Genomic DNA, 25,771 nt, shown 5'->3' with positions numbered 1-25,771 from the left:
CACTCCCTCAACCCCGCAAGATCATCGCGTCCAACGGCCACGGTCCTCGCAACTCCCACAGATCGCGGGTGTTGCGAGGACCGTTAGAACCCAAGGACGTCCGGGGCCTCCCGCTCATGCATGGTGGCGAAGCGATAGCTCAAACAGTTGATCAGATCCCGTCAGCCGTGTTCAGGACGGGCAGGTAGCCACCGGACTGGCCCGCGGCCGTCGGGTGGTAGGACTCGTCGATGGGCCAGGTGACGCTGTGCAGCCACTCGCTCCCGGAGCAGATCTCGTGCCCGGTGAAGGGGGTGGCCACGTCACCGAAGACGAAGCCGTGGGCGGTGGCGCGGCCCTTGGTGACGGAGTTCAGGAAGTCCGACGCGTTGTTGATCGCGGAGCGCTCGGCCTCGGTGAGCCCCGCGATGCAGTCGCCGTTGAGCTTGTAGAAGCGCGGGTAGCCGAGGACGACGACACGGGCGGACGGCGCCTTGGCCCGGATGGCGTCGTAGACCTGGTCCAGCTTGCCGGGCAGGGTGTTCTGGGCGTAGCTGCGGGCGTTGGCGACCGCTGTGAGGCAGTTGTCCTCGCCGGGGAGCACACAGGTGGTCATGACGTCGGCGAAGCCGGCGTCGTTGCCGCCGATGCTGATGCTGACCAGGCCGGTGCCGGAGTTGAGCGGGCCGAGCTGGTTGTTCAGGACGTCACCGGTCTTGGCGCCGGAGCAGGCGGTGAAGCTGAAGCTGGAGGGGGCGTGCGCGGCGGCCCAGAGCTTGGGGTAGGCCTTGGTGCTGCGCTTGCAGCTGCCGCTCGCCGAGTCGTAGCTGCCGGAGCCGACGCCGGATGAGTAGGAGTCACCGAGCGCCACATAGGCGGGCCCCGCGGCGCTCTCCGCGGCCTGGGCGGCGCCGGCCCCGGCGAGGGCGAGCACGACACCGACGACGAAGGCGCTGGCGGTGGCCGTGAGTCTGGACAGTTTCATTCAGTCTCCCCTAGCAGGTTTGCTGCCGATAGCAGGATTGCTGGCGATGCTTTGCGGCACGACCACCCCGAAAGGGGCAATCGTGTTCGAAACCGTCTGTCACACCATGGTGTTGTTGTTGCCATGGCGTGACATGGCTATGTCATCCCGCCGAAACCATGGGTCTATGCGTGTAGTTCGGAAAATATTCCGGTCGGGGCGATGAACTTCCCGCGCGGCGGGGCCGCGCGCTGGTCGCGCGCCGCCGCGCACGCCGTTGCGCACGTCAACCGGAACGGTCAACTTCCTTCCCTGACCCGCCCGTTCGCACATCCGCCGCATCTTGACGGGCTTCCTCCGCCTGCGCGACATTGAAGCCCGGCATCCGGCGCTTCAGGGGGCAAAGTCGCCAATGCAGACCAACAGTGACAAGAGCCCAGCAGGCCTGCGATTCCGGCCGGCGCTCATGGGCGTCGCCGTCGCCATCGGAGGGGTCGGTGCCGCGCTCACGCTCGCGGACATCGACTCGCCGCCCCGCGCGCCCCTCACCCTCTTCTTCCTGGTCATCGCGCCCGCATCGGCCCTGGGGGGCGCGCTGCGCGGGCTGGACGGGCCGGCCCGGGCGGCGCTCGCGGGCATCGGCGCGCTCGCGCTGGATCTGTTGGTCGCCCAGGCGATGCTCGCCTCGCATGTGTGGTCGGTGCGCGGGGGCGTGCTGACGGTCGGCGCGGTGAGCCTGGCGCTCTTCCTGTCGGTACGGCAGGCGGCCCACGCGCAGCGCCGGCGCCGCCGCGCGACGGGCGGTGCCCGTACGGCGAACACTCGGGGATGAGACAGTCAGGGATGAAACGTGGACATCGGCGTGTATCGCCCCGGCGACCTGACGGCCGCCGACCGGGCGGCCTGGACGGCCCTGCAGGCACAGGCGCACCCCCTGGGGGCGCCCCAGCTGGCGAACCCCTTTCTCGCTCCGGAGTTCACGCTGGCCATCGGCCGCTGCAGACGTGGGGTGCGGATCGCGGTGGTGCGCGAACAAGGCGAGCCCGTGGCCTTCTTCCCGTTCCAGCGGACCGGGCTCGGCGTGGGGCGGGCGATCGGCCTTGGCCTTTCGGACTCGCAGGGCCTGGTGCACCGGCCCGGGTTCCAGTGGGACGCGCGCGAGTTGCTGCAGGCCTGCGGGCTCGCGGTCTGGGAGTTCGATCATCTGGTGGAGGGACAGAAACCCTTCGAGGTGGGGGCCCGGCGCTCCTTTCCCTCCCCGGTGATCGACGTGGAGCAGGGCTTCGAGGCGTATCTCGCCCAGCTGCGGGCCCGCTCACCGAAGTTCACCCGCACCACGCTCGCCAAGGAGCGCAAACTGGGCCGGGACGTCGGGGAGGTGCGATACGTCCACGACGAGCGCGATCCGGCCGTGCTGCACACGCTGATCGGCTGGAAGTCCGCCCAGTACCGCAGGACGGGGCGCAGCGACCGCTTCGCCCACGCCTGGATCACCCACCTGGTGGAGCAGCTCTTCCATACGCGCGGCGCCTCGTGCGCCGGGCTGCTCTCGGTGCTCTACTGCGGCGGGCGGCCGGTCGCCGCACACTTCGGGCTGCGCTCGGAGCGCGTGCTGGCCTGCTGGTTCCCCGCGTACGACACGGCGTTCGCGAAATACTCGCCCGGACTGGTGCTGCATCTGCGCATGGCCGAGGGGGCGGCCGCGCAGGGGGTGGCCTGTCTGGATCTCGGGCGTGGTGAGAAGGAATACAAGAACTCCCTGAAAACACGTGATCTCAGCGTGTCGGAGGGGTGGGTGACGCGCCACCATCCGGTGGCGCTCGGGCACCGGGCGCGGCGTGCGCCGATTCGGGCGCTGCGCAATACGGTGCTTTCCCGGCCGGAGCTCTTCGGGCCGGCCGACCGGCTGCTCAGGCGATGGGGCAGCATCCGGGCCCAGAATTGACGAACACATTTACCAAAGGGGGTTTTTGGGTGATTACCCTTGCCATAGAGTAATCAGGGTAAATACCGTCATAGTCACACCCGCGCCGGAAACAATCACCATAGCGGCTCCTGGGGAGGGCTCGAAGGTCGCGACGGATTCCGGAGCGGGACCGCGGTAGGGGGGTGCCGCGCCCGGCTGTCCTGTGCGTTTGTGCTGCTCAGGCATGCCGCGACGCGGGCCGCGAGGCAAGTAACACCAGCCAGCTCGCTCGTCCTTGTTCGGCTGTCGACATCGTCAGGCGATTATGCGCCATGCCGTTATATCGCCGTGCCGTCATGTCGTCACGCCGTCATGGGCGGGTGAGAACCCCCCTTTCGAACCGGATAACCCAACGGACCGCCCGGGGGCGGACGGTCCACCGGACGAGAGGGAAACCATTTCATGAGCTCCTCTGTGCACTCGGACGCACCGGAAAGCGAATCCGGATCGCCTCGGTATCGCCCGGTGTCCTCCCATCTCGCGATCGCGCCGCCGGTGAGCGTCGTGATTCCGGCCATGAACGAAGCCGAGAACCTTCCGTACGTCTTCAAGACCCTGCCCGCCTGGGTCCATGAAGTCGTGCTCGTGGACGGGAATTCCACGGACAACACGGTCCGGGTCGCCCGCGAACTGTGGCCCGGGGTGAAGGTCGTACCGCAGCGCGGCAAGGGCAAGGGCGACGCGCTCATCACCGGATTCGCCGCCTGCACCGGCGACATCGTGGTGATGGTCGACGCGGACGGCTCGGCCGACGGCGGCGAGATCGTCAGCTATGTGTCCGCGCTGGTCTCCGGCGCCGACTTCGCGAAGGGCTCGCGATTCGCCAACGGCGGCGGCACGGACGACATGACGCCGATCCGCAAGCTCGGCAACCGCGCCCTGACCGCGCTGGTCAACCACAAGTTCGGCGCCCGCTACACCGACCTGTGCTACGGCTACAACGCCTTCTGGCGCCACTGCCTGGACGAGATCGCGCTGGACTGCGCCGGGTTCGAGGTCGAGACCCTGATGAACATCCGCGTGGTCAAGGCCGGTCTGCGGGTCCAGGAGATCCCCAGCCACGAGTACCGGCGCATCCACGGCGTCAGCAATCTGCGGGCCGTGCGCGACGGGCTGCGCGTGCTGAGGGTCATCCTGGGCGAGCGCGGCGCCAAGCGGCGCCGCCACCCCGCGCCGGCGCCCGCGGCGATCCGGGGGGAGCTGTCGTGACCGCACTCCCTCCTCTCCCCTCTCCCTCCTCTCCCCCCTCCCTTCCGTCACGGCTCCGGATGTCCGTGGTGATCTGCGCCTACACCGAGGAGCGCTGGGACGACATCCTCGCGGCGGTCGACTCGGTGCGCGGCCAGTCGCTGCCCGCCCACGAGACGCTTCTCGTGGTCGACCACAACCCCGCGCTCCTGCGCCGTCTCGCCGCCCACTACGGCGGCAAAGGCCCTGGGGCCGCGGGTCGGGAGGAGGTCCGGGTGCTCGCCAACGCGGGTCCGCGCGGCCTGTCCGCGGGCCGCAACACCGGCATCGCGGCCTCCGCCGGCGAGGTGATCGCCTTCCTCGACGACGACGCCGTCGCCGAACGCGACTGGCTGCACCACTTCGCCGCGGCCTATGCCGACCCGGCGGTGTTCGCGGTCGGCGGGCGCACCGTCCCGGTGTGGGCCTCCCGCCGCCGCCCGCCGTGGTTCCCCGAGGAGTTCGACTGGGTCGTCGGCTGTACGTACCGGGGGCTGCCGCCCGGCCGGGCCCGGGTGCGCAACGTCCTCGGCGGCAACGCTTCCTTCCGCCGCGAGGCCTTCGAGCTCACCGGCGGGTTCGCGACCGGCATCGGGCGGGGCGGCGACAAGCGGCCCCTGGGCTGCGAGGAGACCGAGCTGTGCATCCGGCTCACCCGCGCCCGGCCGGACGCGGTGCTGCTCATCGACGACCGCGCCGTGATCCACCACAAGGTTCCGCCCGCCCGCGAACGGTTCGCCTACTTCGCGGGCCGCGCCTACGCCGAGGGCCTTTCCAAGGCGCTGGTCACCCGCAGCGTCGGAGCCCAGGCGGGCCTGTCCACCGAGCGCCGCTACACCACCCGCGTACTCCCCGCGGCCATCGCCCGCGGCCTGCGCGACGCCCTCCTGGGCAGGCCGGGCGGCGCGGGCCGCGCGGGCGCGATCGTGGCGGGCGTCGCCGCCGCGGCAAGCGGCTATCTGGTGGGCGCCTCCCGCGCCCGCGGGGCGGGCGGCCCCCGGTTCGCGGCGGCCGCGCCACCGAAGGCTCCGACGCCCGGCACGGCGGCACGGCCGGCTGAGCGGACGGGACAGGGCACCCGGGGGGACGCGCGTGCGCAGACCCGCGAGGGGGCGGCATGACCGGCAGAGCCCAAGCGCCCGCGGCGACACCCCCGCGCGCGGCCCCCGTGCGAACGGCTCGCGGGCGGCGGGCGGAGCAAGCGCGTGCGGGGGGCCGGGCGTGAACGAGCAGGTGCCGATACTGATGTACCACGCCGTGGCACACGCGCCCGCGCGCGCGGTGCGGGGGCTGTCGGTCTCGCCGGGCGCGTTTCACGAGCAGATGGATCTGCTCGGCGCGCGCGGGTTCACGCCTATCAGCTGCGGGCGGCTGGCCGCAGCCTGGCGGGGCGGGGCGGGGCTGCCGGGCAGGCCCGTGCTGATCACGTTCGACGACGGTTACGAGGGCGTGTACCGGTACGCCCTCCCCGCGCTGGCCGCGCACGGCTTCGCGGCCACGCTGTTCGCTTCGACCGGCTGGCTGCGCGGCCCGTACGACATGGGGGGCGCGCCCGATCTCATGCTCGACTGGGACCAGCTGCGCGCCCTCGCGGACGCCGGTGTCGAGGTCGGCGGGCACAGCCACACCCATCCGCAGCTCGATCAGCTCGACGACGAACGGCTGTGGTTCGAGCTGTTGCGCTGCCGGGAGATCCTCACCGACGAGCTCGGCCGACCGCCGGTGTCCTTCTCCTACCCCTACGGCTACTCCAGCCGCCGGGTGCGCCGCACGGTGCGCGCGGCCGGGTTCGAGGTGGGGCTCGCGGTGGGCAACGGTCTCGCGGCGCGCCGTCAGGGGCCGTACGCCCTGCGGCGGGTGACGGTCGGCCGTACGACCCGCATCGAGGAGTTCGAGCAGCTGGTCGACGGCCGGGCGCTCGGCCGGCACTTCGCCCGGGACCGGGCGCTCACCAAGGGGTACGCCCTGGTCCGCAGATCACGTCAGGCATCACGTCAGGTATGGGGGAAGGTGCGCTGAGCCCGTGTCCGATACGACCACCCGGGCCGAGGAGTCCGCCGAGAAGTCCGCCGCGCGGGCCGCGGGCCCAGCAGGACGCACCAGCCGCCGCGGCGACCGCGATCGCGACCAGCTGTTCCGCAACGCCTACGCGCTGATGCTGAACACGGGCATCTCGGCGGTCCTCGGCCTCGGCTTCTGGCTGGCCGCGGCCCGCTACTACACGGAGGACGCGGTCGGCCAGGGCTCGGCGGCCATCGCCGCGATGAAGCTGCTCGCCGGGGTCACGGCGGTGACCCTCACCGGGGCGCTGGCCCGCTTCGTCCCGGTCGCAGGACACACGACCGGGCGGCTGGTCCTGCGTACGTACGCGGGCAGCTCGGTGGTCGTCGCGGTGGCGGCCGGGGTCTTCCTGCTCACGCTCGACACGTGGGGGCCCTCGTACCGCTTTCTGCACGGGCCCCTCCACGGCCTCGGCTTCGTCGCGGCGGTGGTCGGGTGGTCGCTGCTGACCCTGCAGGACGGGGTGCTCACCGGGCTGCGCAGCGCGCTGTGGGTGCCGGTGGGCAACACCGTGTTCTCGGCGGCGAAGCTGCTGCTGCTCGTCGCGCTGGCCGCGGCGATCCCGACGGCCGGGGTGTTCGTGTCCTGGGTCGCCGCGATCGCGGTGTCCGTGGTGCCGCTGGGCCGGCTGGTGTTCCGGCGGCTGGTGCCCCGCCATGTCGAGGCGACGCGGGAGACGGCACGGCCCGCGACGTACCGAGAGATGGGGCGCTTCCTCGCCGGGGACTGCACGGGGTCGCTCTTCTCGCTGGCCGTGGTCTACGCGGTGCCGGTGATCGTCGCCTCGCAGGTCAGCGCGGCCGACAACGCGTATTTCTACATCGCCACCACCATCGGAGGCACGACGAACCTGCTCGCCGTCAACATGGGCGCCTCACTGACCGTCGAGGGCTCGCACGACCCGGCCCGGCTCGCGGAGAACTGCCGCGCGGCGCTGCGCCGGATGGCGCGCATCATGATCCCGGTCTGCCTCGTTCTCCTCGTCTTCGCCCCGCAGATCCTCGGGGTGTTCGGGGACCGGTACGCGCGGGCGGCCACGCCGCTGCTGCGGTGGTTCGCGGTGGGGGCGGCGCTGCGGGTCGTCATCGAGGTGTACTTCGCGGTGCTGCGCGCGCAGAGCCGCACCGCGGGGCTGGCTTATCTGCAGGGCCTGCTGTGTGTGTTGGTGCTGGGCCTGACGCTGGTGCTGCTGCCGAGGATGGGGCTGACGGGTGCGGGGGTCGCCGAGGTCTCCAGCCTGTCGGTGATCGCGGCCATCGCGGCGGTCAGGCTGCGCGGGGTGCTCAGGGCGCGGCCCGCGGAGTCCGGCGCGTACGCCGCCCCGCCTCTGCCACCCGAGCTCAACACCGCGCCCGACGGCGATCTCGCGGATCTCGCCGTCCACGGCGACCGCGGCCCGGGCCCTCGCCGCCGGCGGCGAGGCGGGCCCGATCCGCGCTACGGCCCCACCACCCGCACCGCCGCGCCGCCCCACCCAGAGGCCGGGAGGGCCGGGAGGGCCCGGAAGGCCGAGGTGCCGGGGCGCGGGCGTGGGGTGACGTTGGGGCTGTGGGCGGTGCTGGGCGTCGCGCTCGCGTTCTATTGGGTGCCGGTGAGCCGGATGGGCGAGGGCGATCTGGACGGCATGGGCGGTCTGGGTCTCGTCTCCGTGCTGCCGCACGCGACGCTGCTCGGCGCGGCGCTGCTGGTGGTCGCCTTCACCGGCGCGCTGTGGCCGACGCGGCCGCGGCACGGGCTGCTGAGCGTGGCGCTGGTGGCGACGGTGGTGTCGCTGCACGCCGTGCCCGCCGTGCTGGAGGGCGAACCGCGGTTTCCGACCGCGTGGCAGCATGTCGGGTTTCTCGACTACATCGGCCGTACCGGCGAGGCGGCGCCGGACCTGGACGCGCGGTGGAGCTGGCCGGGGTTCTTCGCGGGGGCCGAGTTCCTGGCGCGGGCCGGGGGCACCCGGGACTTCACCGCCGTGCTGCGCTGGTGGCCGACGGCCGTTCAGCTCCTCTACCTCGCGCCCATGATGGTGCTGCTGCGGTCCCTGCGCGCGAGCTGGCGCGCCAAGTGGACGGCGGCCTGGCTGTTCGCGCTGTGCGGCTGGGTGGGCCAGGACTACTTCTCGCCGCAGGGCTTCACCTACCTCTTCTATCTCCTCTTCGTCGCGGTGCTGCTGGTGTGGTTCCGGGAGCCGCGCGTGCTGCGCGGGAAGTGGCGGCCGGGCGAGGCCGAGGTGGCCGACGCCGCGCGCGGGCAGCGCAGCGTGCTGCTGGTTCTGTTGCTCGTGCTGTTCACGGCGTCCGTGGCGGCACACCAGCTGACGCCGTTCATGATGCTGGGGGTGGTGACGGCGCTGGTGCTGGTGCGGCGGTCGGAGCTGGTCGGGCTGCCGCTGCTGTGCGGGGTGGTGGTGGCGGTGTGGGTCGGGTTCCTGGCCGAGCCGTACTGGTCGGGCCATTTCCACGAGCTGTTCGGCGGGGTCGGCGGGGTCGGCGGCAATGTGTCCTCGTCCGTCTCGGGGCGTATCGAGGGCGGCAGCAGCGTGCACAAGCTGGTGCTCTGCACCCGTGTGGCGCTGGCGGGCTGGGTACTCGCCTTCGCCTGCTGGGGGGTGCTGCGGCGGCGCGCGGCGGGGTTCGCGGAGCGGTCGCTGGTGGTGCTGACGTTCGTGCCGTTCCTCGGCTTCGGCATGCAGTCGTACGGCGGGGAGATGGCGCTGCGCGTGTTCATGTTCGCGCTGCCGGGCGCGTGTGCGCTCGGGGCGCTGTCGCTGTTCCCGCGCGTCGTGTCGGCCCGACGGGGCCTGGGCCCGGTGGCCGCCCTGCTGGCGGGGCTCGTGCTGATGTTCGGCTTCCTGGTCGCCCGCTGGGGCAATGAGACGTTCGAGCGGGTGCGGCCGGGCGAGGTCGCGGCGATGGAGTACGTCTACGCCCATGACAAGCCGACCGTGCGCGTGCTGTGGCTGAGCAATGACACCGTCAACGACGTCACCCCGGCCATGCCGTGGGGGGACCGGGACATGGAGCGGGTGAGCTATCTGCCGACGCTCGCCCCGCGCGACCCGGTCCTCGTCGACGGCCTGGTCGAGGCGTTGCGCGAGGCGGGACCTGACTCGTACCTGATGGTGGGCCGGGGCCAGTCCGTCTATCTGCGGCTGGACTCGGGCTACTCGGCCTCCTGGGAGCGGCGCCTGCTGCGCTCCCTGGACCGGCAGCCCGAGCTGCGCCGGGTGCTGTCGAACGACGACGCGGCGCTGTACGAGCTGACGCGGCCGCCGCGCGGACCGGTGCCGCGGCCCGACCCGGGGGCGGCCGGGCCGCGGATCACCTGGACGCCGTGGTCGGTGCTCGGCGCGCTCTCGGCGATCGCGCTGATCGCGCTGCTGACGGCGCGTGAGGTGGTGCGGGTGGCGGTCCGGCCGAGTGTGCGGCGGCTGCGCTGGCTGCAGGGCTCGTTCTGGTTCTCGCTGCCGCTGCTGGCCGTGCTGCTGGCGTCGCTCGGGCAGCGCTTCTGGACGATGTCCTAGCCGGCGCCGCGTCCGCCGGGCCCGCCGCCGCGCTCAGCGCTTGAACCAGCGCACCTCGTACCCGTCCATGTCGAACGACCGGCCGTCGATCCGAGCATGGATCGGCCGCTTCAGAATGTTCACGACCAGCAGCGCGTCGTCGTCCGCGAGGACCGCCACGTTCGGCCGGTCGTCGGCGGCGATGTCGACCGTACGGAAGCGGGTGCCGGGCGGGAACTCGCGGGCGAAGCGGCCGAGCAGTCCCATCATCGGCAGCGGGCCGCCGCCGTCCGCCAGCTCGGTGCTGCGCCACAGGCAGCCGGGGCATGCGGCGCCGGTCTCCTGCGGGTTCCAGTAGAGCGCGGCGGCCGTGCCGCCCTGGGCCAGCCGGGCCATCGCCGCAGCCTGGACGGCGAGGCGGTGCGGCTCGCTCCAGCCGTCGCGGTCGTCGTCGGCGTCGGGCGGCTCGACGTACCACTCGGCCCACCACACCGGCAGACGCGTGGTCTCGCGCAGCCAGCGCGTCACATCCGTGAACTTGGCGGTCGCGCCGAACTCGTCCGGCAGCAGCTGATCGCCTTCGCGGGTGTAGCTGGAGCCGTCGACGACGACGAAGTCCGCGCCCGCCTTGTGCTCGTTCCAGTACGTGACCACATCGGCGGAGCGCTGGTCGAGCGAGCCCCAGGGCCCGCTGACCACCGGGGAGCCGCCGGAGCCGCCGGAATCGCCCGGCGGGTCGCTGTCGGCCACCACATACGGCCCGCCGACCAGGTTGTGCTCGTTCTGCCGCTTGAGCTCCGCGTAGACCAGGTTGTAGAGCTTGGTGTAGCCCTCGTAGTTCCAGCGCTTCCTGTCGTCGTCATAGAAGCCCTTGAGCTCGTTCCAGACGATGAAGTGGCGCACGTCCGGGTAGCGCCGGGCGACCTTGCCCGCGAGCTCGGCGAAGTCCGCGTAGTGCCCGGGGGTGGGCGCGGTCTCCAGGGCCTGCTGCGACCAGTCCGTCTGCCCCGGCTTGCCGCCCTTCATCCAGTCCGGGGCGCAGCACAGGGTGAGCACGGGCGTGGCGCCGGTCCTGCGCATGAGGTCGACGCGGCGGTCGAGGTCGGCGAAGTCGTAACGGCCCGGCGAGGGCTCGGGATTGCTCGCTCCCCAGCCCATGATGTGCTGGTTCTGCGTCAGCGGCTGCGCGGAGAGCGTCTTCTCCGCCGCGCGCCTGCCCTGCTCGGTGCCGCGGTCGGCGCTGTACTGGGTGTGGGTGAGGCCCCAGCCGGGCGCCGCCGTGACCGCCCGCTCGCGCGCCTGGGCCGAGCCCCGCCGCCCGGCACCCTCCCCCGGCCGGCCGGCGCAGGTGGTGAGCAGCAGCGCCAGGGCCGCCACGCCGATGCCGAGCAGCGCGGTGAGCCGCCACCGGCCGCCGCGCGATAACACCATCCGTCCCCCTGTATGACGCCCCGTCGCATGACGTCCCATATCGGGTAAGAGTATCCGTGAACGCCCCCATTCGGCGGCCTTCTTCGAGAACAGCTCGGTAAACGCCGCTAAACCCAGGTGCGCGACGGTCCCCGGTGCTGAATCATGGCTCAGGTGTGCGCTGACCCACGCACCGTCCCGCCCATCCAGGAGGCAGGCCCTGCCCACCACACCCCCGGAGCAGTCGCTCCCGGTCCGGCTGACCGTCGAGGACAGCGACTCACCGTCCGACATCGTGGACGCGCTCTCCCTCGGGCGGTTCGCGACCGGCGAGCAGCCGTACGCCCGCAGCCACTCCGTCGACCGGGTCAAGTCCGGTGTGACGCTGCTGCCGCCCGCCGCGAAGGTGCTGCGCTCCGCCCGGGACGACGACCGCAGCGCGACCCTCGCCGAGGGCGACGGCTGGACGCTGCTGGTGTCCCGGTGGAGCCGGGGCGCGGATGTGACCGTGACGGCCGTCACGGACGAGCTCGCGGAGAAGGTGCTGCGCCAGGCGGTCGACGGCGCGGAGGACGAGCCGGAGCCCCAGCCGGAGAACGTGACGATGGGCTTTTGGTACGTTTCCCCGCGGCGCGGCCCGCACCGCACCACGCGCCAGATCTCCGCCGGGACGTGGGAGGAGATCCGGGGCAACTACACCGCCCCGGTCGCCGAGGCCATGGACGGGCTGATGAAGGTCACCCCGGACGACATCGCCGGCCGGCTCCTGCTGCTGCACGGCCCGCCCGGCACCGGCAAGACCTCCGCGCTGCGCACCCTGGCCCGCTCGTGGCGGGACTGGTGCCAGGTCGACTGCGTGCTCGACCCGGAGCGGCTGTTCTCCGACGTCGGCTATCTGATGGACATCGCGATCGGCGAGGACGACGGCTCGGCCAAGGGCCGCTGGCGGCTCCTGCTGCTGGAGGACTGCGACGAGCTGATCCGCGGCGAGGCCAAGCACACGGCGGGCCAGGCCCTGTCCCGGCTGCTGAACCTGACGGACGGGCTGCTCGGCCAGGGGCGGAACGTGCTGGTCGGGGTGACCACCAACGAGGACCTGGAGCGGCTGCACCCGGCGGTGGTCCGCCCCGGGCGCTGTCTCGCCAGGATCGAGGTGGGGCGGCTCACCCGCGCGGAGGCCGTCGGCTGGCTGGGCAGCGAGGAATCCATCGGACGGGACGGGGCGACGCTGGCCGAGCTGTACGCGCTGCGGCGCGGCACCAAGCCCGCGTCGGTGCCGTCGCAGCCGGCCGACGCGGACGCCGGACTGTATCTATAGGGCCGGGCGGGGCCTGTCTCAGGCCGCTCTGTCAGGCGTAGAGATCCCGCAGGCGCACCGACAGACAGGTCACACAGCCCTCCATCTTCTCGAACTCGCTGATGTCCACGGGCACCGGCTCGTACCCGAGGTCCGCGAACAGCTCGGCGCTCTTGGGCGCGCTCGCCGCCATCAGCAGCTTGCCGCCGCCGAGCAGGACGACATGGGCGCCGGACTCCTCAGGGACGGGGAGGAACCGCGGAAACGCCCGTACGTCACAGGCCAGCGGCGGGTAGCCGATGACCGTGCCGTCGGGGAGGGCGGTGACCGCCGACTTGAGATGGAGCACCTTGCTGACCGGTACCGCCACCACCCGGGCGCCCAGCGGCTCGAAGACGGCGCGCAGCTGCCGTACGCCGTCGGCGTCGGTGCGGCCGCCGCGCCCGACGTACAGGGTGTCGCCGATCTTGAGGACGTCCCCGCCGTCCAGGGTGCCCGGCTCCCGGATCCGGTTCACCGAACACCCGAGCGCGGTCACCGCCGCCTCCACGTCGGCGATTTCGGCGCGCCGGGGGGCGGCGCCGGGTCGGCCGATCAGCGCGACGTTCTTGTAGACGACCATCGTGTCCTCGACGAAGACGCCATCCGGGCAGTCGTCCGCCGGGGGCACCTCCACCGGCTCCCAGCCGTGCGCGCGCAGCGCCACGACGTAGACCTCCCACTGCCGCAGCGCCAGCGCGGCGTCGACCGGCTTGCGGTCGATGTGGGTGACGAGCCCTTCAGCGAGGCGGGGGCTGGGCCGCCGGACGATGGCTTTGGCGCTGGGCATGAGGGCTCCGTCCTGAACCTGGTCGACTGCGGGCCTCCATGGTGCGGCACGCGCCGGGCCGTTCGAGGCTTTGGCCGTCCGCCGGACGCGGAGGCCGTACGCGCGCGGCCACGCCGGGGACACGCGCGGCCACGCCGGGGACATGGCACGGGTGCGCCGGGGGCACGCGCGCGGGAGGTCATGCGTCCGTGGCGTAGGCGGCTCGCAGCGCCTCGTCCACGGCGGTCTGCGCGGCCGCCCGGTCCAGGCCGAGCCGCCGGACCCGTTGGGCGTAGGCCGCCGCCGCGCTCGCCGCTTCCCGCGCGGCCGCGTCGCCCGCGGCGGCGACGAAGCTGCCGTGGCGGCCGCGGGTCTCGATCACCCCGTCGGACTCCAGCGCCCGGTAGGCCTTGGCGACGGTGTTCGCCGCGAGCCCCAGCTCCCCGGCGAAGCCGCGTACGGTCGGCAGCTTGTATCCCACCGGGAGGGCCCCCGAGCGGACCTGGTCGGCGATCTGGGCGCGGATCTGTTCGAACGGGGCCGTCGCCGAATCCGGGTCGACGGTGATCTTCAAGGCCACGTGCTGGGCTCCAGGGCGTGCGGGCGGGTTTGTCGCACCTATTGTGTGCCACGGTCGGCCGGGTCGGGCGCAGACACGGAAACGGGGGGCGCGGACACCGGGTCGGCGCCATCAGTCCACGGCCCGGTGGTCCCGCTCGACCGCGAGCGGGACCACCGGGCCGTCGTCAAAGCGCCGCCGGTCAGGAGGTATTCGCGCTCCCGCGCGGCACCAGCCGCTTCACCAGCGGCCAGCACAGGATCAGCGCGATCACCACATACACGGTCACCGAGAAGGGCGTGTTGACCAGCCCCGACACGCTCCCGTCGCTGATCTGCAAGGCCCGCCGCAGCTGCTGTTCGGCCCCCGGCCCGAGGATGACGCCGATGACCGCGGGCAGCACCGGCAGGCCGTAGCGCCGCATCAGCAGCCCCAGCAGGCCGATGATCAGCAGGATCACCAGGTCCAGCGGCTCGCCGCCCACCGCGTACGCGCCGACCGCGGCGAAGAAGAGGATGCCCGCGTACAGGTACGGCCTCGGGACGCGCAGCAGCTTGGCCCATACGGGTGCCAGCGGCAGGTTGAGCACCAGCAGCATCACCATGGCGATGAACAGCGAGGCGATCAGCCCCCACACCAGGTCCGGTTCGCGCTCGAAGAGCAGCGGTCCTGGCTGGATGCCGTACTGCTGGAAGGCGGCCAGCATCACGGCGGCGACCGCGGTGGTGGGCAGGCCGAGGGTGAGCATCGACACGAGCGTGCCCGCGGCGGACGCGGAGGCGGCCGACTCCGGGCCGGCCACGCCCTCGATGGCGCCCTTGCCGAACTCGTCGCGGTGCTTGGAGAGCCGCTTCTCGGTCACGTACGACAGGAAGGTGGGGATCTCCGCGCCGCCCGCCGGGATCGCGCCGAACGGGAAGCCGATCGCCGGGCCGCGCAGCCAGGGCTTCCAGGTGCGGCGCAGCTCGGCCTTGCCGAGCCAGGGGCGGCCGACCGGGATGGGCTGGTCGGGGCGGCGGCGCAGATGCAGGGCCACCCACAGCGCCTCGCCGATGGCGAAGAGGCCGACCGCGACGATGACGACGTCGATGCCGTCGGCCAGTTGCAGCGAGCCGAAGGTGAGCCGCTGCTGACCGGTCATCTGGTCCAGGCCCACCAGGCCGATGGTGAGCCCGATGAGGAGCGAGGCGAAGCCGCGGATGCGGGAGCTGCCGAGCACGGAGGTCACGGCGATGAAGGCCAGCACCATGATGGCGAAGTAGTCGGGCGCGCCGATGTCGACGGCGAGGTCGGCGACGGTCGGGGCGAGGAAGACCAGCAGACAGGTGCCGATCATGCCGCCCGCGAAGTGTCCGATGGCGGCGGCCGCGAGCGCCTGGGCGCCGCGCCCGGAGCGGGCCATGGGATGGCCTTCCATGGCGGCGACGACGGCGGCGGTCTCACCGGGGGTGTTGAGGAGGATGGAGGTGGTGGAGCCGCCGAACATGCCGCCGTAGTAGATGCCCGCGAACATGATGAACGCGGCGGTGGGGTCGAGCCCGTAGGTGACGGGCAGCAGCAGCGCGACCGCCATGGCCGGGCCGATGCCGGGGAGCACCCCGATGGCGGTGCCCAGCAGCACGCCGACCGCCGCCCACAGCAGATTGACCGGGCTCAGGGCGGTGCCGAAGCCGTCGAGGAGGGAGGAGAGGGAGTCCATCGCGTTACAGCACCTCCATCAGCGGGCCGCCGGGCAGCGGCACCGCGAGCAGCCGGTCGAAGACGAAGAAGGTGACGGTGGAGAGCACGGCCGCGATCAGCGGGTCGCGGTGGAAGGCGCGGCTGCCGAGGGCGTACGCCGAGCCCCAGAAGAGCAGGGCGCCGGAGATGGGGAAGCCGAGCGGGTCGATGAGGAAGGCGTTGGCGAGGAACACGCCGGCCAGCAGCAGGACGGTGCGCCAGTCGCCGGGCGCGGCCAGGTCGATGTCCTCGCCGCCCTCGGCCTCGCCCTTGCCGCCGCGCAGCACGTCCACGGCCAGCAGTACGGCGACGACCAGCAGCGCGACGCCGACGACGATCGGCACGGTCCTGGGGCCGACGGGGCCCCGCTGGGCGAAGTCGGTGTCCATGGTGAGGGCGTCGGTGAGGACGAGGACGCCGATGGCCAGCAGCAGGGCGCAGACGCCGAGTTCGGAGCGGCCGCGCAGGAAGGCTCTGAGCCCGGTGCCGGGGTCTGTGGTGGTGGTTGTGTCGTTGGCCGTGTTGGTGTTGGTGTTGGTGTCCGCGTGGCTGTCCGTCACAGTCCCAGCTCCTTCAGCACCGTGTCCACGCGCCTGTCCTGGGCGGTCAGGAAGCGTCCGAAGTCGTCCCCCGTCACGAAGGCGTCGGTCCAGCGGTTGCGCCGCACCGCCTCCTTCCACTGCTTCGAGGCGTGCATCTTCGTGACCAGGTCGATCAGCTTGTCGCGCTCGGTGTCGGTCAGGCCGGGCGGGGCGACGATGCCGCGCCAGTTGGTGAACGAGACGTCGAGGCCGGCCTCCTTGAGCGTCGGCGCGTCCAGGCCCGGCAGGCGCTTGTCGCTGGTCACCGCGAGCACCCGCAGCTCGCCCGCCTCGATCTGGTCCAGGTACTCGCCGACACCGGAGACACCGAAGGCGACCTTGCCGCCGAGGACGGAGGCCAGCAGCTCGCCACCGCCGTCGTACGGGATGTAGTTGACCTTCTTCGGGGCGATCCCGGCGGCCTTGGCCATCAGCATGGGCGCCAGGTGGTCGGGACCGCCGGGCGAGGAGCCGCCGCCCACCGGCAGCGAACCGGGCTTGGTGCGCCAGTCCGCCACCAGCTGGTCGAGGTCGCGGTACTTGGACCCCTTGGCCACGACCACGATGTCCGGCTCCTGGGTGAGCCGCGCGATCGGCGTCGTGTCGGCGAGCGTGGACGGCGCGTGGTTGGTGTGCACCGCGCCCACCACGCCCAGGCCCATGGACATCGCGAGCTTGCCGTTGCCGCGCTCGGCCACCAGCCGGCTGAGCCCGACCGTGCCGCCCGCGCCGGGCAGGTTGAACACTTCGATGTTGCGGCTCAGGTCGGCGTCCTCGGCGCTCTTGGCCGCCGTGCGGGCCGTGATGTCGTAGCCGCCGCCGGGGGTGTTGGGCACCATCAGGCGCAGGCCGGGGATGTGGGTACCGGTGGCGGAGCCGCTGCCGGAGCTGAGCAGCGGAGGCCCGAGGAGCACGATCAGAGCCGCGGAGAGGAGGGCGAGCGGGGTACGCAGACGCGGACTGAGACGCACGGTGACACCGCCTTTCTGTTCTTGCGTGGGTGTCTGTGTGAGGCGCGCCACATGTTGCCGGTGGGTTAACGCGCTGTCTCTCTTTCGGTATTAAGAGACCTTGTGGTCGTTGCGTACACGGCGAAGGCCAACGGGGAAGGCAACGGGAAGGCGCGTTCGATGACGAGAGTGCTGGTGGTCGACGACGACTTCATGGTGGCCAAGCTGCACAGCCGCTATGTGGCGTCCCTGGACGGCTTCACGGTCGCAGGGGTGGCCCACACGGGCGCCGAGGCGCTGCGCGCCGCCGCCGCGCTCCGTCCCGACCTGGTCCTGCTGGACGTCTATCTGCCGGATATGGACGGCATCAGCGTGCTGCGCCGGATGCGGGAGCGGGAGGAACACCGTCATGTGGACGCGCTGTTCGTCACCGCGGCCAAGGACCCGCACGCCGTGCGCGAGGCGCTGCGCGCGGGGGCGCTGCACTACCTCATCAAACCCTTCGACCGGACCGCCCTGCAGGAGCAGTTGCGCCACGCCGCCGCCCTGCGGGCCCGCCTGGACTCGCTCGGCGAGGCCAGCCAGGAGGACGTCGACCAGATCTTCGGCACCCGCCCGCGCGGCTCGCGCTCGCGCGAGCAGCTTCCCAAGGGCCTGGCCGCGCACACCGCGAGCCTCGTCGAGCGCACGCTGCGCGAGCACGCCGAGGGGCTTTCGGCGGCGGAGTGCGCGGAGGCGGGCGCCTTCTCCCGGGTGAGCGCCCGCCGCTATCTCGAGTACTTCGCCGAGACGGGGCGGGCGGAGGTCACCCTGCGCTACGGGGGCACGGGCCGCCCTGAGCGCCGCTACCGCTGGATCGCCTGAGCGCCGCTAGCGCTGCATCGCCTGACGGTGGCCTGGGCGCACCCGCCCCCGGCAAAGCCCCGCTGAGCAGCTATCTTGTCCGCATGTCGTCACAGCAGCCTGCCCCCGCGCCCATACCGCCGGACGCCGCTCCGGCCTCTCCGGCCGCTCCGGCGCCACGCAAGTCCCCCCGAGCCCTGGCCGCCGCGCTGATCGTGGGGGTCCTGATCGGTGGTGCCGGTGTCGGTGTGGCCTGGGCGGTCAGCGGCGACACCTCGTCCTCCAACGACGCGGCGGGCGACGCACGGGACGCCTGCCGGGCGCTGAACGGACTCGACACCTCCAAGTACACGGACGACGGTCCGCAGGGCGACGTCGCCCGCAACCGCTTCGGCGCCGCGATCGCGCTCTCCGCGGCGGCGGCCGGGGGCGACGCCACGTACAAGCCGTTGGCTGAGGCGCTGCTCATGGCTCAGAACCAGCACGCGAGGACCTTCGACTTCGGCAACAGCGCGGTGAAGAAGAACCTCGACAAGGCCCACCAGATCTGCGACGACCTCGACTGACCGCGCCGCCTGGGGCGGGAAGGACGGCTCAACTCGCGGGCCGCGCCCCCGTGGCCGCGTAGATCCGCTCCGCGCGGCGCCGGGCCGCACGGGCCCGGCCGTCCCCGGCCAACGCCCCCTCCGTCCCCTCCTCCTCACCGGCGGCCAGGTCCGGTACGGCTCCCGGCACGGCGTCCGGCACCCGGCCGATGACGTCGAGGGCGCGCGCCTCGCCCAGCGGGTGGCCCGCCTCCCGCTGCACGGCAACCGCCTCGGCCGCGCGGGACAGCGCCTCCGCGTACCGCCCCGTAGCGAGGTGGATCTCGCCGAGTTCGGTCAGGGCCTGCCCCTCGACCAGCCGGAAGCCGCAGCGCCGCGCCAGCTCCCGGGCCTCGTCCGCCCGGGCCAGTGCGGCCCCGGCGTGGCCGAGGGCGCGGTGGGCGGCGGCAAGGCCCAGCAGGCTGTCCGCCTCCGCGCGCCGGTTCTGCGCGGCGCGCGCCGCGAGCAGGGCGCGTTCGTGGCTCTGTGCCGCCTGTTCGCCGCGCCCGGCGCGCCGGTGGGCCTCACCGATGGTGTTGAGGGCGTCGGACTGGATCCGGCGGTTTCCGGTGTCCACGGCGAGCCGCAGCGCGCGCTCGCCGTGGTCAAGACCCTCCTCGTGGCGCCCGCACTCCAGCTGGATCCGTCCGGTGATCTGGAGCGCCACCGCGTGGCCGTTGCGGTAGCCGACGGCCTCGTTGATGGCCACGGCCTCGGTCAGGACCTCCAGGCCCTCGCGCAGCCGCCCGGCCTCCCAGTACGCGATGCCGAGGTTGTCCAGGTGGTTGGCCTCGTAGCGGACTCCGGCCTTGCGCCGGATGTGCAGCGCCGTCTCCAGGTCGCTCACGGCCTCCGGCAGCCGCCCCATGTCCCGGTGGACGAGACCGACGCCGATGAGCGCCAGCGCCTCGGCGTCGCTCTGCCCGAGCTCGCGCAGGATGGCGAGCGCGGCGTCGAAGTGCCCGAGCGCGTCGTCCAGCCGGGCCTGTTCCCACTCCACGTACGCCAGTCCGCCGAGCGCCGCCGCCTCGCCCGGGGGCCAGCCGATGGCGCGGTGCAGCTCGATGGCGCGCTGGTGGTGGAGGGCGGACTGGCCCAGGACGCCGAGGTCCCACAGGGCGAAGCCGATGTTGTAGTAGACGGCGGCCTCACCGCGCCGGTCGCCCTCGGCGACGGCGGCGTCCAGCGCGCTCTGCGCGGTGACCTGCCAGGTGCCGCGGGGCAGGCAGAGCCAGAAGTAGCCGAGCAGCGCGTCCGTCAGGTGCCAGGACACGGCGCGCGGCCCCTGGCGTGCGGTGCGCTCGATCACGGCCAGCAGGTTGGCCCGCTCGGCCTCCAGCCACACGATGGCCTCGATCTCGTCGGCGAGCCGCACCGGTGCGCGGACGTGAGGGACGCGTAAGCTCTCGAAGCCCGCCGCGAAGGGGACGTACGGCCCGCCCTCGCGGTCACCGCAGTGCCCCGGCGCCCCCTCGGCCGCCTCGGCCATCTCGCGCGGCAGCCTGGGGATCTGCGGGTACAGGATGCGTCCGGCGGCGTCCGCGGCGAGCAGGTACCACGCGTACAGCCGGTCCCGCGCGGCCGTCGGCTCCCCCGCCGGGTCGCCGAGCGCCGGGTCGTCGGACTCCAGCCGCTCCCAGGCGTACTCGCGGAGCAGGTCGTGGAAGCCGTAGCGGCCCTCCCCGCGCGACTCGATCAGATGCGCGCCGGCGAGGGTGGCCAGCAGCCGCGCGGCCCGCTCCTCGGTGTCGTCCAGCAGCGCCGCGGCGGCCCCGGCGTCGAACTCCAGGCCCGGGACCAGACCGAGCCGGCGGAACAGCAGCCGGCCCCGGGGGCCCTGGGCCCGGTACGAGAGGTCGAAGGCGGCGCGGACCGCGGACCGTTCGTCGTCCTCCAGCTCCAGCACCGCCAGCCTGCTGCCCTCCGCCAGCTCGGCCGCCAGGTCGGCGACGCGCCGGCCCGGCTCGCAGGCGAGCTGCGCGGCGGCCACGCGCAGCGCGAGCGGGAGGTAGCCGCACAGCCGGGCGAGTTCGGCCACGGCGTCCGGCTCGGCCGCGACCCGCGGCTCCCCGAGGACGGCGACCAGCAGGGCGTGTGCCTCCTCGGGGGCCAGGACGTCGAGCATGAGGGGGTGCGCGCCCTCCCGCGCGACCAGGCCGCCCAGCCGGTTGCGGCTGGTCACCACGGTGAGGCAGGAGGGGCCGCCGGGCAGCAGCGGGCGCACCTGCTCGGCGGAGACCGCGTCGTCCAGCAGGATCAGCATCCGCCGGTCCACCAGCAGGGACCGGTAACGGCGGATCATCTCGTCCTCGTCGGCCGGTATCTCCTGCGGCGTCAGACCCAGGCCGCGCAGCAGCTGCCCGAGGGCGTCACGCGGACGCAGCGGCTCGCGGTTGCCGTCGAAGCCCCGCAGGTCCACGTACAGCTGGCCGTCCGGGAACCGGTCCCGCACCTGATGGGCCCAGTGCACGGCCAGGGCGGTCTTGCCCACGCCCGCGGCGCCGCCGATCGCGGAGATCACCACCGTGCCGGTGTCGGGCGCCGCGCCGCCGGGCGGGACGAGGGCGTGCAGCCGGGCGACCGCCTCGGCGCGGCCGGTGAAGCCGGGCACGGCGCGCGGCAGTTCGGCGGGGACCAGCCGCGGGCCGCTGTGGTTCTGCGGGCCACTGTGGCCCTGCGGGCCGTTGTCGTGCCGCGGGCCGGGCTGCGCGGGGGAAGCGGGCGGCGCGGGTACCCGCACATCGAGGTCGCCCACCAGGATCCGCTGGTACAGCGCCTGGAGTTCGGGCCCGGGGTCGACCCCCAGCTCATCGGCCAGCCGCTCGCGGGTGCGGGTGTACACCTCCAGCGCCTCGGCCTGCCGCTCGCACCGGTACAGGGTCACGACGAGCTGCCGTACGACCCGCTCGTCCAGCGGGTGGGCGGCGGCCAGGTCGCGCAGCTCGGGCAGCAGTTCGCCGTGGCGGCCCAGCCGCAGCTCCGCGTCGCCCAGCGCCAGCCGGGCCGCGATGTGCTCGCTGCCCAGCCGCTCCCGCATGTTCCAGGCCCAGTCGCCGGACAGGCCTGACAGGGCCTCCCCGCGCCACAGCCCGAGCGCCCCGCGCAGCAGCCGGGCGGCGCGCGCGGGGTCCTCCTCCGCGGCCGCGGCCTCGGCGACCAGGCCGCGGAACCGGTGGAGGTCCACCGACTCGGCCGACACCTCCAGCACATAGCCGCCGGAGCGCCGCGCCAGCCGGGCCCCGCCCTGCCCGGCGCCCGCCGCGCCCGCGTCCGCGTCCCCGTCCGCGTCCCCGTCGAGAGCGCGCAGCGCCGCCCGCAGCCGCGCCACATACCCGTACAGCACGCTGCGCACGGACGCCGGGGGCTCCTCGCCCCACACCCGGTCGATCAACTGCCCCACCGGTACGACGCGGTTCGCCTCCACCAGCAGGACCGCGATCACACAACGCTGCTTGGCGTGCCCGAGGTCGACGTGCCGGTCTTGGGACCGAGCCTCAACCGGGCCGAGGACCCGGAAGTCCATATGAGCCTCCCCCAACCCTGGTTCTCGCCCCCCGCCGCTTCGATCTTCTCGCGAATCCGTGAGGCCGCGTGCAGGCCCGTCCAAGGTTTATTCAAGATTTCGTCCAAGTCCCGTGCGGCAGAGTGTTCTCAGCGGCTCCGATGTGGGACCGGAGCGGCGCCTCGGGATGGCCGCCGACCCGCTTGACGGGGGATAGCGGGTCGGCGGCCTCGGCACGCCGGCGCGGCGGGGGGCGCGCCGGCGTGCACCGTCGGCGAGGAAGGGGGTCAGACCGTCGCGGGCCTGGTGCCGATGACGACGGTCGCGCCCAGCTCCTCGCATCCGGCGATCCGGGGAACCAGCCCGTGCCGGGCGAAGGTCTCGGCGGTACGCGGCGCCTGCCGCTCGCTGGTCTCCACCAGCAGATGGCCGTCGGGCGCCAGCCACCCGGCCGCCCCGGCGAGTACCCGCCGCTGGACGTCGAGCCCGTCCGTGCCGCCGTCCAGCGCGACGCGCGGCTCGTGGTCGCGGGCCTCCGGGGGCAGCAGGCGGATGGCGTCGGTGGGTACGTAGGGGGCGTTGACGACCAGGATGTCGACGCGGCCGCGCAGCGCGGCGGGCAGCGGCTCGTAGAGGTCGCCCTCGTACACCCGGCCCTTGTCGACCGGGATGTTGCGCCGCGCGCACCGCGCCGCGGCGGGCTCGATATCGGCCGCGTACAGCTCGATCGGGCCCAGCGCCGCGATCAGCGCGGCGCCCACCGCGCCCGAGCCGCAGCACAGGTCGACAACGACGGACCCCGGCCGGGCGAGGCCGACGGCCTGGTCGACGAGGAACTCGGTGCGCCGGCGGGGTACGAAGACACCGTGGTCCACGGCTATCCGCAGACCGTGGAACTCCGCCCAGCCGAGGACGTGTTCCAGGGGCAGCCCCGCCACGCGCCGGTCGACCATGGCGGCGAGTTCCTCGGGGGTGCGCGCCGTGGTGACGAGCAGGTGCGCCTCGTCCTCGGCGAAGACACAGCCGACGGACCGGAGCCTGGTGACGATGGCGGAGAAGGGGAGAAGTGACGGTGAGACCGACATGGGAGCCTTTCGGAACGCCTGTGGGCGCTCCCGCGGTCACCTATCCCTGAGGGACCGCACGGCCGTGAGATGAGAGCACCCGACCTGACACAGCGGTAATGGGTCTCACCTCCTCGGTCGTTAACTCCTGAAGCCGCGAACACTTTACCCGAGGCGGTCGGCGGCGCAAACGTGTGCGAGGGCTCGCCCCGGGCGGCGGGCCCCGGCTTACGGTAAATGCCTTGACGCGCGAAATGTTAGCGGTAACACTCCGGCTCGTGGACAAGCCCTCGAGTACGCCTCCGCTCCCCCGACCCGACGACCGGTCCCCGCTGTTCAGCCGCGCCGCCGTGGTGGCGTCCTGCGTGGGCTTCATCCTGATCGGCGCGCTGCAGGCGCTCTACGGACCGTCGATCCCCGCCTTCCGCGACGAGTACGGCCTCTCCCCGTCCGCCGCCGGTCTGGGCCTGAGCGCCCACTTCGTGGGGGGCGTCGCGGGCGTCCTCGTCTTCGACCGGCTCTACGGCCGCGCCGACCCCGCCGCCCGGATCGGCAACCGCAAGCTGCTGGGCGGCTCGTATCTGCTGATGGCCGTCGGCGCGGCCGGTTTCGCGCTCGCCCCCGCGTGGCCCGCCGCCCTCGGCATGGCGCTGGTGGCCGGCCTGGGCTTCGGCGGCATCGACTACGGCCTGAACCAGCTGTTCGCCGTCGGGTTCGGGCGCCGCAGCACCGCCATGCTCAACGTCCTCAACGCCCACTTCGGCATCGGCGCGATCCTCGGCCCGGCGCTGATCGGACTGGTGGGGGCGGATCACTACACCGCCGTCTTCCTCGGCTTCGCCGTGCTGACCCTGCCGCTGCTGCTGTGCCTGGCCGGGGTGCGGGACGAGGCTCCCCCGCGCGCGGGCGACCCGCGGGACGGGACGGGGCAGGACGGGACGGGGCAGGACGGGACGGGGCAGGGCGACGCGCGGCGGGCGCGGGCGCGCTCCCGCAGCCTGGCCACCGTGCTGGGCGCCTTCGTCCTCCTCTACGTCCTGCACGTCGGCATCGAGGCGGGCGTCGGCGGCTGGGAGCCCACCCATCTGGAGACGGTCGGCTACGGCGCGACCGCCGCCGCCTCCGCGACCTCCGTCTACTGGCTGATGATGACGGTCGGCCGCTTCCTGGTCGCGCCGCTGGCGCTGCGCTGGCCCGCCCGGTCCATCATCGTGGTCAGCTGCGCGGGGATGACCGCGTGCCTGCTGCTCGCCGCGGTGCCCGCGCTGGCCCCGTACGCGTACGCGGGCGTCGGCCTGTTCATCGCGCCGATCTTCCCGACCGGCCTGCCCTGGCTGAACGACGCTGCCCCCCGCGCCCGCCGGGCCGGGGCGCTGGTCATCGCGGCGTCCATGGTCGGCGGCGTGGCCGCGGGCCCGGCGCTCGGCAAGGCCATCGAACTGTCCGGCATCCGCGCCGTACCGCTCATCCTGGCCGCGGTCTCGGCGATCTGCCTGGCCACGACGGGCTGGCTGATCCGTGCCACAGCCACGCGCCCGGAAGCCACCGCCACGCGCCCAAAGGCCCCCGACGCGCCTTCCGCCGCCAGCTCGGCCACGCTCGACCCCGACTCCCGGCGGGCCATCCGATCTCTGTGACAGGCAGGGCCTGGCTAGGGTGTAAGGACAGACGCAGCAGGCAGGAAGGAAGGCCCGGTATGGGGGAGCCCGCCCGGACCAGGCGCCGCCGGGGCACGGCCGGCTCCCGGGTTCTGATGGCGGACGTCGCCCGCCTCGCCGGGGTCTCGGACCAGACCGTCTCGCGGGTGCTCAACGACCACCCGAAGGTCCGGGAGGAGACCCGCGAGCGGGTGCGGGCCGCGATGCGGGAGCTGGGCTACCGCCCCACCGCGAGCGCCCGCACCCTGGCCAGCGGCCGCAGCCGGATGCTCGGCGTGATCTCCTTCGACGCGACCCGCTTCGGCCCGGCCGCCACCTTGGCGGGCATCAACGAGGCGGCCCAGTCGGCCGGTTACCTGGTCAGTACGATCGCGCTGACCGCCACCGACCAGGCGTCCGTCGCGGGTGCGCTGGACCGGCTGCTCGGCGAGGGCGCGGACGGTGTGATCGCCATCGCCCCGCAGCGCTCGGTGAGCCAGGCCCTGGTCGAGTCGGGCCACGACATTCCGCTGGTCACCCTCGACAAAAGCTTCGGCGATCGGGTCCCGGTCGTCGCCGGGGACTCCGCCTCCGGTGCCCGCCAGGCCACCGAGCATCTGCTGCGCCTCGGCCACCGTACGGTCTGGCACATCGCGGGCCCCGCCGGCTGGATCGCGGCGGAGGCGCGCGTGGACGGCTGGCGGGCGGCCCTGAAGGACGCGGGGGCCGTCGCGCCCGAGCCGCTGTTCGGCGACTGGAGCGCGGACAGCGGCTATGAGCTGGGCCGCCGGGTGGCCGATCGCCCGGAGGTCACCGCGGTCTTCGTGTCCAACGACCAGATGGCGGTGGGCGTGCTGCGCGCGCTGCACGAGGCCGGGCGCCGGGTGCCCGAGGATGTCAGTGTGGTCGGCTACGACGACATCCCCGAGGCCGCGCATCTGCTGCCGCCGCTGACCACCGTCCGCTCCGACTTCGCCGAGGTCGGCCGCCGCTGTCTGGCCCTGATGCTGGACCAGCTCCACCGGGCGCCCGAGCCCGGGGTGCGCGTGGACATCCCCACGGAGCTGGTCGTCCGCCGCAGCACCGGCCCGGCCCCCGCCTGAGCCGGGGAGCCGGAGAGGCGCTTT

The 25,771-nt window shown here is 73.2% G+C and carries 20 protein-coding genes; 11 read left to right on the top strand and 9 right to left on the bottom strand.

Annotated features, from left to right (window positions below; translation table 11 throughout):
• Positions 1-151: 151 nt before the first annotated feature.
• Entirely contained in the window at positions 152-964 is an 813-nt protein-coding gene (locus ACFZDL_RS36160) for an SGNH/GDSL hydrolase family protein (protein ID WP_353594690.1), read from the bottom strand.
• Between the two features lie 391 nt (positions 965-1,355).
• Between ACFZDL_RS36160 and ACFZDL_RS36155 the strand changes: the two genes are divergently transcribed.
• The 6 genes from ACFZDL_RS36155 to ACFZDL_RS36130 all read left to right on the top strand — a co-directional run bounded on the left by ACFZDL_RS36155 (position 1,356) and on the right by ACFZDL_RS36130 (position 9,711).
• Positions 1,356-1,775 (top strand): hypothetical protein, encoded by a 420-nt coding sequence (locus tag ACFZDL_RS36155; RefSeq protein ID WP_353594689.1) that lies wholly within the window; start codon positions 1,356-1,358, stop codon positions 1,773-1,775.
• Positions 1,776-1,793: 18 nt separating this feature from the next.
• Positions 1,794-2,888, top strand: a complete 1,095-nt coding sequence (locus ACFZDL_RS36150) for a GNAT family N-acetyltransferase (RefSeq protein ID WP_353594688.1) — start codon at positions 1,794-1,796, stop codon at positions 2,886-2,888.
• 423 nt (positions 2,889-3,311) lie between these two features.
• On the top strand, positions 3,312-4,118 hold the full coding sequence (locus ACFZDL_RS36145) for a glycosyltransferase family 2 protein (protein ID WP_353594687.1): 807 nt from the start codon (positions 3,312-3,314) through the stop codon (positions 4,116-4,118).
• Positions 4,119-4,177: 59 nt separating this feature from the next.
• Positions 4,178-5,257, top strand: a complete 1,080-nt coding sequence (locus ACFZDL_RS36140) for a glycosyltransferase family 2 protein (protein WP_353594686.1) — start codon at positions 4,178-4,180, stop codon at positions 5,255-5,257.
• A 124-nt stretch (positions 5,258-5,381) separates the two neighbouring features.
• Positions 5,382-6,155, top strand: coding sequence for a polysaccharide deacetylase family protein (locus ACFZDL_RS36135; RefSeq protein WP_353594705.1), 774 nt, complete (start codon positions 5,382-5,384; stop codon positions 6,153-6,155).
• 4 nt (positions 6,156-6,159) lie between these two features.
• Positions 6,160-9,711 (top strand): polysaccharide biosynthesis C-terminal domain-containing protein, encoded by a 3,552-nt coding sequence (locus ACFZDL_RS36130; RefSeq protein WP_353594685.1) that lies wholly within the window; start codon positions 6,160-6,162, stop codon positions 9,709-9,711.
• Between the two features lie 33 nt (positions 9,712-9,744).
• Here the strand turns inward: ACFZDL_RS36130 and ACFZDL_RS36125 are convergent, their stop codons facing one another.
• Positions 9,745-11,121: a xylan 1,4-beta-xylosidase gene (locus ACFZDL_RS36125; RefSeq protein ID WP_353594684.1), complete on the bottom strand. Its 1,377-nt coding sequence runs from the start codon at positions 11,119-11,121 to the stop codon at positions 9,745-9,747.
• A 199-nt stretch (positions 11,122-11,320) separates the two neighbouring features.
• Between ACFZDL_RS36125 and ACFZDL_RS36120 the strand changes: the two genes are divergently transcribed.
• Complete coding sequence (locus ACFZDL_RS36120) at positions 11,321-12,418, top strand: DUF5925 domain-containing protein (RefSeq protein ID WP_353594704.1); 1,098 nt, start codon at positions 11,321-11,323, stop codon at positions 12,416-12,418.
• 31 nt (positions 12,419-12,449) lie between these two features.
• On the opposite strand, the gene ddaH is transcribed toward ACFZDL_RS36120, so the two are convergent.
• The 5 genes from ddaH to ACFZDL_RS36095 form a co-directional block, all read right to left on the bottom strand.
• The gene (ddaH, locus tag ACFZDL_RS36115; RefSeq protein ID WP_353594683.1) at positions 12,450-13,226 is read right to left on the bottom strand and encodes a dimethylargininase; all 777 of its coding nucleotides are present in this window, start codon (positions 13,224-13,226) and stop codon (positions 12,450-12,452) included.
• Between the two features lie 178 nt (positions 13,227-13,404).
• Positions 13,405-13,785 carry a GntR family transcriptional regulator gene (locus ACFZDL_RS36110; protein ID WP_353594682.1) on the bottom strand — a complete coding sequence of 127 codons (381 nt, stop codon included), beginning with the start codon at positions 13,783-13,785 and terminating at the stop codon, positions 13,405-13,407.
• A gap of 181 nt (positions 13,786-13,966) precedes the next feature.
• Positions 13,967-15,463, bottom strand: coding sequence for a tripartite tricarboxylate transporter permease (locus tag ACFZDL_RS36105; RefSeq protein WP_353594681.1), 1,497 nt, complete (start codon positions 15,461-15,463; stop codon positions 13,967-13,969).
• Between the two features lie 4 nt (positions 15,464-15,467).
• Complete coding sequence (locus ACFZDL_RS36100) at positions 15,468-16,043, bottom strand: tripartite tricarboxylate transporter TctB family protein (protein ID WP_391193390.1); 576 nt, start codon at positions 16,041-16,043, stop codon at positions 15,468-15,470.
• Positions 16,040-17,035: a tripartite tricarboxylate transporter substrate-binding protein gene (locus ACFZDL_RS36095; RefSeq protein WP_353594680.1), complete on the bottom strand. Its 996-nt coding sequence runs from the start codon at positions 17,033-17,035 to the stop codon at positions 16,040-16,042. The genes ACFZDL_RS36100 and ACFZDL_RS36095 overlap by 4 nt, the downstream gene beginning before the upstream one ends.
• Before the next feature lie 159 nt (positions 17,036-17,194).
• On the opposite strand from ACFZDL_RS36095, the gene ACFZDL_RS36090 reads away from it, so the two are divergent.
• Together ACFZDL_RS36090 and ACFZDL_RS36085 are read left to right on the top strand one after the other, a co-directional pair.
• Positions 17,195-17,878, top strand: coding sequence for a response regulator (locus ACFZDL_RS36090; protein ID WP_353594679.1), 684 nt, complete (start codon positions 17,195-17,197; stop codon positions 17,876-17,878).
• Positions 17,879-17,961: 83 nt separating this feature from the next.
• Positions 17,962-18,423: a hypothetical protein gene (locus tag ACFZDL_RS36085; protein ID WP_353594678.1), complete on the top strand. Its 462-nt coding sequence runs from the start codon at positions 17,962-17,964 to the stop codon at positions 18,421-18,423.
• 28 nt (positions 18,424-18,451) lie between these two features.
• On the opposite strand, the gene ACFZDL_RS36080 is transcribed toward ACFZDL_RS36085, so the two are convergent.
• Together ACFZDL_RS36080 and ACFZDL_RS36075 are read right to left on the bottom strand one after the other, a co-directional pair.
• Positions 18,452-21,964, bottom strand: a complete 3,513-nt coding sequence (locus ACFZDL_RS36080) for a BTAD domain-containing putative transcriptional regulator (protein WP_353594677.1) — start codon at positions 21,962-21,964, stop codon at positions 18,452-18,454.
• 266 nt (positions 21,965-22,230) lie between these two features.
• A complete protein-coding gene (locus ACFZDL_RS36075) occupies positions 22,231-23,028 on the bottom strand; it encodes a putative protein N(5)-glutamine methyltransferase (protein ID WP_353594676.1) in 798 nt (265 codons plus the stop codon).
• A gap of 257 nt (positions 23,029-23,285) precedes the next feature.
• On the opposite strand from ACFZDL_RS36075, the gene ACFZDL_RS36070 reads away from it, so the two are divergent.
• A complete protein-coding gene (locus ACFZDL_RS36070) occupies positions 23,286-24,644 on the top strand; it encodes an MFS transporter (RefSeq protein WP_353594675.1) in 1,359 nt (452 codons plus the stop codon).
• A gap of 59 nt (positions 24,645-24,703) precedes the next feature.
• Complete coding sequence (locus tag ACFZDL_RS36065) at positions 24,704-25,747, top strand: LacI family DNA-binding transcriptional regulator (RefSeq protein WP_353594674.1); 1,044 nt, start codon at positions 24,704-24,706, stop codon at positions 25,745-25,747.
• Positions 25,748-25,771 lie beyond the last annotated feature (24 nt).

It is taken from the genome of Streptomyces sp. NPDC007917 (genome assembly GCF_042959105.1).
Classification (GTDB): domain Bacteria; phylum Actinomycetota; class Actinomycetes; order Streptomycetales; family Streptomycetaceae; genus Streptomyces.
This window is presented reverse-complemented; position numbering and strand designations above follow the sequence as displayed.